The following is a 9951-nucleotide window of genomic DNA, read 5'->3' on the forward strand; positions in this document are numbered from 1 at the left end:
CGCTCTATGAGACCGTTTCTGGAAAAACTGCCCGCCATTCCCGGCGCGTCGTGGAGCCTGTTGAACCGGCGGCTGGAGGAGGGCATTCCCTTCGAATGGCACCACCATCCCGAATATGAGTTGACGCTGACGCTTAATTCTCAGGGGCAGCGTTTTGTCGGCGATCATGTGGGCGAATATGGCGATGGCGATCTGGTTCTGGTGGGCGCGAACCTGCCGCACACCTGGGCCTCGCGCACCCGGCCGGACCCCGCGCACCCGCATGTGGCGCTGGTCATGTGGTTTCGCCATGAATGGGCGCAGGTGCTGGGCGAGGGGTTTGCCGAGTTGCGGCCCATTGCCGGGCTTCTGGCGCGGGCGGAGGCGGGGCTCGCCTTTTCGCCGCAGGCGGCTGCGCGCGCCCGGCCGATGATCGAGGCGCTGTTCGAGGCGGAGCTGGCCGAGCGCTTTCTGGCGCTGGTGCGGGTGCTTCTGGTTCTGGCCGGGGATGACGGGGCCGCGCCGCTGGCGGGCACGGTTGCCGCCCGTGATCTCGACAGCACCGACCGCGAGCGCATCGACCGCGTGCTGCTTCACATTCACAGGCATTATGCCGCCGGCATCGCCAATGAGGATCTGGCCGGGATCGCGGCGCTCAGCCCGTCCGGCCTGCACCGGCTCTTTCGCCGCCACATGCGCACCAGCATTTCAGACTATGTGATGCGGCTGCGCATCGGCGAGGCGTGCGCCCGGCTTTCATCCGGTGATCAGCCCATCGGCCATGTGGCCGAGGCCGTCGGCTATCGCGCTTTGGCCAATTTCAACCGCCAGTTCAAGGCGCTGCGCGGCATGACGCCACGCGCCTATCGCGCACTCTTTCGCGGTTGATGGGTGGGGGGGGCTGTTGGCTTTCGGGGACGGCGAGCACTGTGAAAGGTCTGATACGCCATCAGTGATGCACAGTGCATGATGGCGCGTTGCATTAATGTCGTGCGTGGTTCGCCCTTCGACAAGCTCAGGAAGCTCACCATGAGGGAGGGGTGGGGCTTTGCGGTGCGTCTGGCTCCGGGACTGCAGTGATTAACCCACCCCCTCATGGTGAGCTTCCTGAGCTTGTCGAAGGGCGAACCACGCACAACGCTGCTGCAACAGGATCGAGCGCACCTGAAATCCTCATATACCCCACGTCGTGGCACCCGACCGGGCCAATCGCGCCCTAACGCCCATAAGGCGAAACACACGCTCTGCGCGCCCCTTTATAAGGCTGGAACGTGTTGTCGTGCGCGCGGTAGGAGCGATAGCGGTCGTGACACCAGGCAAGATGCGCCGCGCGGGCATCGTGGCCGGGATAGGCCCGCCTTGCGGTGCGGCGCTGTTCCGGCTGCCGTTCATAGCGCCAGTGAAAGCTGTGCGCGCCATGGCGCGGGCGCAGGATCGGCCGGCCGGGTCCGTAGACATCGTTGAAGCCATAGAATTCGCCGGCAAAGCGGCCATGGGGATCGTGCCAGCGTGACCAGAAGGGCACGGCGCGGTCGCGCCAGCGGCGTTCGTGGGTGCAGCGCTCGCGCCAGTGCCGGCGGTGTGCTTCGCCAAGCGTGAGCTGCATGCGGCCCGGAAACAGCCGGCGCATGGCGCGGCGCTCGTTCCAGCCATCGGCCCAGCCATCGGCCCAGTCATCGGCGCAGGCGCGGTCCGCATTCGCCCAGCCGACGAGGCTGCCGGCAGAAGTCGTTTCAACACCGAGCAGGCAAAACAGGGCAATCAGGATAAGTCTCAGATGAAACATGAGGCGCAACTCCAGGGTGACGTCCTGAAGCCTATGCGTGCTGTTTCGATTTAAAAGTCTGATTGTATTCAGACTTTTTGAAAATTCAGATTGCCCGGGTGAACGAAAAATGGCGCAGCTTTCGCCGCGCCATTTCGTGTTCCGTCAGACCGGTGCCCTATCGATAATAGGGCGAGATGCAGCGCTTGCGCGGGCCGTGATAGGGCTGGAACGTGTTGTCCGACGCGCGATAGGAGCGGTAGCGGTCATAGCACCAGTTCACATGTGCGCGCGAAAGCCTTACCGGCCGGCGATACTGCGGCGGGCGCACATAGCGCGGACGGTAGTAATACGGGGCAGGGCGGCCGAACTCGAAATAGAAGCCGGCGCTTGGGCCCCGCCTGTGCCAGTCGCGGCGATTGTGGCGGTGCCGCCATTTGCGACGGTCATTGTGCCTGCGCCAGTTCCGGCGGTCGCGGCGGTCAACCTGCACGACGGGCGCCTGCGTTGCAGAGCGCTCGACCGCGTTTGTCGTCGCGCTGCCGGCAATGCCCAGTGCATTGGCGTTGGCCGGTGCGCCGATGACAGCGAAGCCTAACGCAAGCAGCCCTGAACAGGCGATGTTGACGAGATTGCGTTTCATGATGGTCTCCTGTTTTCAGGCGCCCCCAAGATGCCCTTCAACCCCATTTTTCAAGAATTGTTGCATGTGCTGATGGTATCATAACCAATCATATCCACCATGAACGCGTGATGAATGAGACGGTTGCGAGACGGGTTCGTAAAAACGCGGGCTTGTATTCATCGCCATGCCGGTTAAACGTGCATGCATGTCCCTCCGCCTTGCCACATTCAACGTCGAAAACCTGATGAACCGGTTCGATTTCTCCGGTTTCCGCAATGATCTGCGCAGGGATCGCGCGCTCGCGCTCTATGAGATCGAGGACGAGGCGCATTACCGTGCGCTGGAGCAGGCCCGCGCCATTGCGCTGACGGATGATGCGCGCCAGCTGACGGCGCTGGCCATTGCCGCAACGCGCGCGGACATTCTGTGCCTTCAGGAGGTCGACAATCTCGCAGCGCTCAAGGCGTTCGAATATGGCTATCTGTTCAAGATGATCGGCAATGGCTACCGGGAGAAATATTCCGCTTCCGGCAATGATTCCCGCGGCATCGATGTGGCGGTGATGATGCGGCCGGAGACCGCGCATGGCCAGCCCATCGAGTTCGTGCGCATGACCAGCCATGCGCATCTGACCTTCGCCGATCTCGATCTGCACAATGAGGAACTGGCCGAACTTGGCATCGAGCCGCATGAGCGCATTTTCCGGCGCGATTGTCTGGAGCTGGACATCAAGGTCGGTGGCCGGCCGCTCACGCTTTATGTGGTGCATTTCAAGGCGATGAGCCCGCCGCGCAATGGCATGGACGGGCGCACGGCTTCCATGCCGGTGCGCATGGCCGAAGCGGCGGCGGTGCGGCACATCATCGAGCAGCGTTTTGGCGGTGCTGAACGGGCGGCGGAAAAGCGCTGGGTCATTTGCGGCGATCTCAACGATTATCGCGAGCGCGTCATCATCACCGGTGAGGCGCATCTGGGCTATCGGTTCGAGCCGGCGACGGAAGAACAATCGAGCGTTAATGCGCTGACGGCGGGCGATTTCTGCGAAAACCTCGTGGAGCGCCGCCCGGAAATGGACCGCTGGACGCTTTATCACACGCGCGGGCCGGAAGAGCGGCATCTGTGCCAGCTCGACTATCTTCTGGCGTCGCGGGCGCTCGCCCGCCACAACACGCGGGCCGTGCCGGAGATCATCCGCGCCGGCCAGCCCTGGCGCACCATCTTTCCGCCCGAGCAGGATGTGCCGCGTTTCCCGCGCGTCGGCTGGGACCGCCCCAAGGCATCCGATCATTGCCCGGTCGTGGTTCAGCTCGACATCGCCTGATCGAGAGCGTTTTTGCGCAATTCCGGGCTGAAATCCGGTGTCCACTTTTCCCAAAATTGCTCTATTCGTGCCGCAGGGCCTCGATCGGGTCGAGCCGCGCGCCGCGCAGCGCCGGGAAAAAGCCGAAAACGATGCCGATGGCGATGGAGATGGCCGTGATGGCGGCAATGTCGGCAAGGCCGGGCGCGAAGTGCACCCCCATGAGTGTGGTCACGCCCCATGCGATGGCGAGCCCAAGCGCTATGCCGGTCAGCCCGCCCAGCAGCGACAGCACGGAAGCCTCGGTCAGAAACTGCACCAGAATGTCCCGCTGACGCGCGCCTATCGCCATGCGGATGCCAATCTCCCGTGTACGCTCGGTGACCGAGACCAGCATGATGTTCATGATGCCGATGCCGCCCACCAGAAGGCTGATGGCGGCGATAGCGCTCAGAAAGGCCGTGATGCCGCCGATGAACTCATCCGTCTGCTGGATGTATTCCGCCATGTCTTCGACCTGAAAATCGTCATTGCGGCCGGGGCCTATGCGGCGCAGATTGCGCATTTCCTGCGTGATCTGGGCTTTCAGCGGTTCGATTGCGGCCTGGTTTGGCGCATTGATCAATATTTCATCGATTTGCGACTTGCCGCTGAGCCGGGTCTGGAACAGGCCGAGCGGGACATAGACCTGCATGTCCTGCTGGCCGGAAAAGGAAGAGCCTCTCGCGCTCAGCTCGCCGACCACCCTGCAATGCGCCGGGCCGATCCTGATGCGCGCGCTTAGCGCACTCTCCTGGCCGAACAGCGCTTTTGAAACCTGGCTGCCGATAACGCAGACGCTGTCGCTGCTCTCGGCTTCCACTGGTGAAAAGAGGCGACCACGTCCAAGCTTCCATTCGCGTTGCAGGAAGTGGTTTTCGCTGGCACCCGTGACCTGCGCAGAAACGCTTCGCGCACCAAAAGAGGCGCGCATACTGGTCGTGGCGACGGCCGCGACAATGGCCTGACTGCCAATGGCCTTTTCAAGGCCGTTGAAATGCGCATTGGTGAGTGGTTTGGCCTCGTTTATCACCGGAGCCGAGGGATCTGGCCGTTCGCCTGCGAACACGAAGATGAGGCGGCTGCCCATATTCGCCATTCCCGCATTTATGTGTTCGCGTGCGCCTCCGCCGATGGTGAGAAGCGCGATCACTGCGGCAACGCCGATGATCACACCAAGAAGCGTGAGCAGCGAGCGCAGCTTGTTGCGAGCGATGGAGCGCAGCGCAAGCAGAATCGACTGCATCAGCATGACGCCGCGTCCCCCGTGGCGCTGTCGAAGGCGATGCGCCCGTCGCGAAACCCGATCTGCCGACCGGCGAATGCCGCGATGTCCGGCTCATGTGTCACCATCACGATTGTGAGCCCGTGTTCGCGGTTGAGCGCGGTCAGAAGCTCCATGATCTCATGGCTGCGTTCGGTGTCGAGATTGCCGGTCGGCTCGTCCGCCAGAAGGAGTGTGGGTTCAGAAACCAGTGCGCGCGCAATCGCCACGCGCTGCTGCTGTCCGCCGGAAAGCTCGTTTGGTGTGTGGTGGCCACGGCCTTCAAGCCCCACTTGCAGGAGCGCTTCTTCCGCGAGTTCCTGCCGGGTGCGCCCTGGCAGGCCCCGATAGATAAGGGGGAGCTCGATGTTTTCCAGCGCCGTGGTGCGGGGCAGGAGATTGTAGCCCTGGAAGACGAAGCCGATATGCCGGTTGCGCAGGTCGGCGCGGCGGGGCTTGTCGAACGTGCCGGCATCTTCGCCCATGAAGTGGTACGCGCCACCCGTCGGCACGTCGAGCGCGCCCAGAATGTTCATCGCGGTCGATTTTCCCGAGCCCGAGGGGCCGGTCACCGCCACGAAGGAGCCACGGGCAATGTCAAAGCTCGCGCCGGCCAGCGCATGAACCTGCGTGTCGCCTGCCCCATAGCTGCGCCAGACGGCCTCGAAGGCGATGAGCGGCGTGCGAGCGTTTTCGGCGTCCATCGCTGTTGCGTGTGCAGCGCATCGCCGGTGATGACGCGCTGCCCCTCAGTCAGGCCGGAAAGAACCTCCGCTTTCTCCCAGTTGCGCACCCCGAGCTCCACGCGCACGGGCTGCGGCTCTCCATCCTCTCCGAGCACATGAACGAGCGCCTTGCCCGGTGCGTCTTCGGCGTTCGTTTCCTCGGAGCTTTCGGGCTCAACCGTCTGCGGCCGATAGCGCAGCGCGCTGGTGGGGATCAGAAGCGCATTTGTCGTTTCGTCGGTGGTGATCGAAACGGATGCGGTCATCCCCGGCCTGAGCTTCAGATCGTCATTGCGCACATCCAGATTGGCTTCATAGGTCACGAGATTGTTTTCGCGCCGGTGTGCGAACGACACGTCGCGGATCGTCGCCCTGAAGGTGCGGTCGGGATAGGCGTCCACCAGGAAGGTTGCTTCCTGTCCCTCGGCAATCGATCCGATATCGGCTTCGTTCACCTTGGCGATGAGTTCCATCCTTTCCAGATCCTCGGCGAGGATGAACAGAACGCTGTCTTCCGAAGATGCATAGACGGTGCGGCCGGGTTCGGCCTTTCTCGCCAGCACGATGCCATCAATGGGCGAGCGGATTCTGCTGCGGCTCAGGTCGAAGCGCCGGAGTTTCAGATCCACCTGCTTGACCGCAAGATCGGCCTTGGCTGTCTCGACGCGGTTGGCGGCGCGGTTTCGCTCGGCCTGCACGTCTTCCAGCTTCTGCTCGCTGAGCGCATTGCGATGGCGCAGCGCCTTTGCGCGGGTGAGCTTCTGGTCGGTTTCTTCAAGGGCGATCATCGCATCGGAAAGGCCCGCCTCGGCGGCTTCGACCAGTGCGGCCGAGCGCTCCAGCTCATACTCGAATATGGTGGAATCAAGCTGGATGAGGATATCGCCGCGTTTCACGCGCTGGTTCTGCATCACGGGGACGGACTGCACCGTTCCTTTCAGCTCACTGGAGATCTGGATCTGCGTGCGCGGCCGCAAGACGGCGGTCGTTGCCACGCGCGCCACCAGATCGCCGCGTTCCACCGGCTGGCTCATATAGCCTGCCATGGTCTGGCCGGATTGCGCGCCGGCGAAAAACCATGCGCCGGTCGCAACAAGCCCGGCGACTGGCAGCGCTAGCGGCCATCGGCGTTTTTTTCTCTGGGAAGGCTTGGCTTTTTGGCTAGTGCCTCGAACATGCGTCGATGCGATCCCCTGTGGATCGCTGCCTGTCTTTTTCATGGACCCATCGCAGCATTGAGCGCGCGCCTATGACGTTAACGTGGTAACAGGAAAGTGGACAAAAGATGGCAGGAAACTGGACGAGAGCACTCTTTCGCTCCGGGCAGTGCATTTTTATCTGGAGGCAGGATGAACGGGCGAAACTATTATATTTATGACGTTTTTTCCGCCGAGGCCCTCACGGGAAACCCGCTGGCCATCGTTCTTGACAGCGAAGGACTGGACGATGCGGCCATGCAACGGATCGCCGGCGAGTTCAATCTTTCCGAGACCGTGTTCGTCTTTCCGCCTGACGAAAAGAACCACGCCGCCAGACTGCGTATCTTCACGCCGGGGTGTGAACTGCCGTTTGCCGGCCATCCCACGGTGGGCACGGCCATTGCCCTGGCGGAACGGGCGGGCGAAGGGCGGGGGAGCGCGCAGACTTCGATCCTGATGCTGGAAGAGACGGTCGGGCCGGTGCGCTGTGCGGTGTCGCTCGGCGCGCAGGCCGCTTATGCCGAGTTCGACCTGCCGAAGCTTCCCGAACCCGTGGCAGGTTCTTTTGAGCCGGAGGCGGTGGCGGCCGCACTTGGGCTCGGCCATCACGAGATCGGTTTTGAGAACCACGTTGTTGGCGTGTGGAGCGCTGGCGTTCCCTATGTCTGCGTGCCGGTCGCCAATCTCGATGTGGCCGCGCGCGCCAGGTTCGATCCGGCACTCTGGTCCTCTCTGGTGCCGGAGCTGAACGGGCGCGTGGCCAATCCCTATGTCTATTGCCGCGAGACGGTGAATCACGATCACGCCTTTCATGCCCGCATGTTCGGCAATGATCTGGGAATCAGTGAAGATCCGGCCACGGGATCGGCCGCGGCAGCCTTTGCCGGCGCAATAATGCGCCATGACGCGCTTGTGGACGGCGCGCACGGCTTTCTGATCGAGCAGGGGCTGGAAATGGGCCGTCCATCGAGCATACGCCTTGAAATTGAAGCGTTTGCGGGCCGTATAGAGGCTGCCCGGATCGGTGGCCAAGCGGTTCGCGTGGCGGAGGGAAGGCTGTTCATTTGAGAAAAGTGACAAACCCGTGTCAGAGTGTCTTGCCAGCTTGAGAAAAACCCTTTAAGGAGCCGGTCATTCGGTTGACGGCAACTTCTTCGCCGCACGGATCGGTCGGGTGATTAGCTCAGTTGGTAGAGCAGCTGACTCTTAATCAGCGGGTCACAGGTTCGAGCCCTGTATCACCCACCAAAATTTCTCAATGAATTTAAAGACTTATGATAGTGGGCTTGTTAGCAAGCGAGGCCACAAGGCCGCACCAAGGCCACATTTCAAAAACTCCNAAATTTCTCAATGAATTTAAAGACTTATGATAGTGGGCTTGTTAGCAAGCGAGGCCACAAGGCCGCACCAAGGCCACATTTCAAAAACTCCAGCATATGCTAGCCATGTCAACAAGATTGGCTGTGGCCTTCGATGTGGCCCTGATGTGGCCTTCGATGTGGCTTTGGCGGCGGCGATCATTGAATCGTTGTCGACATCTGCACGAGTGAAAGTCTGACTTTCTGGCTCTCATTGAAAAATTGTTCGACGTCCTGCGCCGACATTTTTTTGACATCGAGAAGCACTTTCGCGAGCATATAGATCTCATCGCGATGCTCTTTCACGAGACGATCAGCAGTCTCTCGCGCTTCATCGAGCCTCTTCTCGATACGATGTCTGAGCTCGTGATCAAATTTCACATCGCTCTGCCAGTCGCCTTTCAAATCGCATAAAAAAGCTGGGGTCGGCCCGCCGCCGATTTTTGCTTCGATAAGATAGATGTCGTGTGTAGCGACGTAGAGATCAGAGGCTACGCCTTCAGAGTGATCTCCCAAAAATTCACGTTCGGCCGACATAGCTGCGAGCATGCAGACAGCGTGATCGAAGAGATATTTCGTAGTCCGTGGTGTCAACTCTTCATCAATGCTTGTGCGGCCGTAGCCTGTATCGTCGCGATGATGCGTCGAGATCCAGATGCCAGAGATCCGCCAGTTTTGAAGACGTCGACCAATTACGGCGTGGCCAGCTTCATGAACGGCGATGCGCCATTGAAAATCTTGTGAAATCGGGGTCAATTGAGGAAGTTGGCTAATCAAATCATCAATGATCATGTCACGACGTTGACGACGAGCGAGACGCCGCGCTCCACGTACGATTTGCTCAAGACCTGCGCCTGAAAAACCCTCTGTACGCTCGGCAATGTCCACAATTTTGACGCCGTCTAGAGCCCCCTTCAGGTGCCAGCGCAGAATTTTCTCTCGGTCATTTTTATCTGGAAGTCCGATTTCCACATGCCGATCAAGACGCCCAGGACGGCGAATTGCTTCATCGATGATGTTAGGTTTGTTCGTCGCGCCGACGACGACGACGCCTTCTCGGCCTTCCAAGCCGTCGAGATGTTCGAGCAGAGCGTTGATGACTTTGCGATCGTAGTCGCTGTTCCAGCTCTCGACGTCGCTTCTCGATCCGACATAGTCAATCTCATCGATAAAGATGATGCACGGCGCTTTTCGTTTTGCGCTGTCGAAAGCTGATCTCATCGACGCAAGCATTTGACCGAGATGTCCACGCGATTGCCATTTTGCAACTGACGTCGTGATGATCTGCACGCCGCAAGATCTCGCAAGCGCACCTGCAAATGTCGTTTTCCCTGTGCCCGTCGGGCCGCTCAGCAAGATGCCGCGATCGACATCATCCCACGAAATCTTTCCAGCCTTCCAGTCTGCGAGGTCAATAGCCAGCTCACGACCCCATTCGGCCGCTTCGCCAAGGCCAGGCAGGTCTTCAATGAGTGGAAGCGGTTGAATTTCCTTGGATTTTTCGTAGATTTCTTCGTCTTCTTGCGACTTCGTTTCCAGAAAATAAGCGTCGAGAGCATCAGTTGCAGCATCGACAGATCGGCCTGGACGAAAAGCCAAATTCAATTCGCTGATCGGGATGCCAGCCAGAATCTCGGCGTCTTCGTCAGACAATGAAGTGGTCCCGGAAAATCGGACAGTCAGCTAAGGTGTATCCC

Annotated in this window: 9 protein-coding genes and 1 tRNA gene; 4 read left to right on the top strand and 6 right to left on the bottom strand. The window is 60.5% G+C overall.

Annotated features, from left to right (window positions below):
* Positions 1–6: 6 nt before the first annotated feature.
* Positions 7–867, top strand: a complete 861-nt coding sequence (locus tag NDI72_RS04095) for an AraC family transcriptional regulator (protein WP_283799699.1) — start codon at positions 7–9, stop codon at positions 865–867.
* A 328-nt stretch (positions 868–1195) separates the two neighbouring features.
* Here NDI72_RS04095 and NDI72_RS04100 read toward each other — a convergent pair whose 3' ends face one another.
* Together NDI72_RS04100 and NDI72_RS04105 are read right to left on the bottom strand one after the other, a co-directional pair.
* On the bottom strand, positions 1196–1765 hold the full coding sequence (locus tag NDI72_RS04100) for a BA14K family protein (protein WP_283799701.1): 570 nt from the start codon (positions 1763–1765) through the stop codon (positions 1196–1198).
* 157 nt (positions 1766–1922) lie between these two features.
* On the bottom strand, positions 1923–2387 hold the full coding sequence (locus NDI72_RS04105; protein WP_206543852.1) for a BA14K family protein: 465 nt from the start codon (positions 2385–2387) through the stop codon (positions 1923–1925).
* A 187-nt stretch (positions 2388–2574) separates the two neighbouring features.
* On the opposite strand from NDI72_RS04105, the gene NDI72_RS04110 reads away from it, so the two are divergent.
* Positions 2575–3690, top strand: a complete 1116-nt coding sequence (locus NDI72_RS04110) for an endonuclease/exonuclease/phosphatase family protein (RefSeq protein ID WP_113156364.1) — start codon at positions 2575–2577, stop codon at positions 3688–3690.
* Between the two features lie 61 nt (positions 3691–3751).
* Here the strand turns inward: NDI72_RS04110 and NDI72_RS04115 are convergent, their stop codons facing one another.
* Genes NDI72_RS04115 through NDI72_RS04125 form a run of 3 tightly spaced genes read right to left on the bottom strand, consistent with a single transcriptional unit; the run spans position 3752 to position 6743 of the window.
* The gene (locus NDI72_RS04115) at positions 3752–4960 is read right to left on the bottom strand and encodes an ABC transporter permease (protein ID WP_283799705.1); all 1209 of its coding nucleotides are present in this window, start codon (positions 4958–4960) and stop codon (positions 3752–3754) included.
* On the bottom strand, positions 4954–5646 hold the full coding sequence (locus tag NDI72_RS04120) for an ABC transporter ATP-binding protein (RefSeq protein ID WP_283799725.1): 693 nt from the start codon (positions 5644–5646) through the stop codon (positions 4954–4956). The genes NDI72_RS04115 and NDI72_RS04120 overlap by 7 nt, the downstream gene beginning before the upstream one ends.
* Complete coding sequence (locus tag NDI72_RS04125) at positions 5541–6743, bottom strand: efflux RND transporter periplasmic adaptor subunit (protein WP_283799707.1); 1203 nt, start codon at positions 6741–6743, stop codon at positions 5541–5543. Before NDI72_RS04125 ends, NDI72_RS04120 begins: the two co-directional genes overlap by 106 nt.
* 303 nt (positions 6744–7046) lie before the next feature.
* Here NDI72_RS04125 and NDI72_RS04130 point away from each other — a divergent pair, with 303 nt between their 5' ends.
* Positions 7047–7964: a PhzF family phenazine biosynthesis protein gene (locus NDI72_RS04130; protein WP_206994196.1), complete on the top strand. Its 918-nt coding sequence runs from the start codon at positions 7047–7049 to the stop codon at positions 7962–7964.
* A gap of 104 nt (positions 7965–8068) precedes the next feature.
* Positions 8069–8144: transfer RNA gene (locus tag NDI72_RS04135), tRNA-Lys, on the top strand.
* 269 nt (positions 8145–8413) lie between these two features.
* Here NDI72_RS04135 and NDI72_RS04140 read toward each other — a convergent pair.
* The gene (locus NDI72_RS04140) at positions 8414–9907 is read right to left on the bottom strand and encodes an AAA family ATPase (protein WP_283799709.1); all 1494 of its coding nucleotides are present in this window, start codon (positions 9905–9907) and stop codon (positions 8414–8416) included.
* Between the last annotated feature and the right edge of the window lie 44 nt (positions 9908–9951).

Source organism: Nitratireductor sp. GZWM139 (genome assembly GCF_030068685.1).
Lineage (GTDB): Bacteria > Pseudomonadota > Alphaproteobacteria > Rhizobiales > Rhizobiaceae > Nitratireductor > Nitratireductor aquimarinus.

Excerpts from the sequence above, each read along its gene's own strand:
- NDI72_RS04095 (WP_283799699.1), top strand. The coding sequence starts at position 7 with ATGAGACCGTTTCTGGAAAAACTGCCCGCCATTCCCGGCGCGTCGTGG.
- NDI72_RS04100 (WP_283799701.1), bottom strand. The coding sequence starts at position 1,765 with ATGTTTCATCTGAGACTTATCCTGATTGCCCTGTTTTGCCTGCTCGGT.
- NDI72_RS04105 (WP_206543852.1), bottom strand. The coding sequence starts at position 2,387 with ATGAAACGCAATCTCGTCAACATCGCCTGTTCAGGGCTGCTTGCGTTA.
- NDI72_RS04110 (WP_113156364.1), top strand. The coding sequence starts at position 2,575 with ATGTCCCTCCGCCTTGCCACATTCAACGTCGAAAACCTGATGAACCGG.
- NDI72_RS04115 (WP_283799705.1), bottom strand. The coding sequence starts at position 4,960 with ATGCTGATGCAGTCGATTCTGCTTGCGCTGCGCTCCATCGCTCGCAAC.
- NDI72_RS04125 (WP_283799707.1), bottom strand. The coding sequence starts at position 6,743 with ATGGCAGGCTATATGAGCCAGCCGGTGGAACGCGGCGATCTGGTGGCG.
- NDI72_RS04130 (WP_206994196.1), top strand. The coding sequence starts at position 7,047 with ATGAACGGGCGAAACTATTATATTTATGACGTTTTTTCCGCCGAGGCC.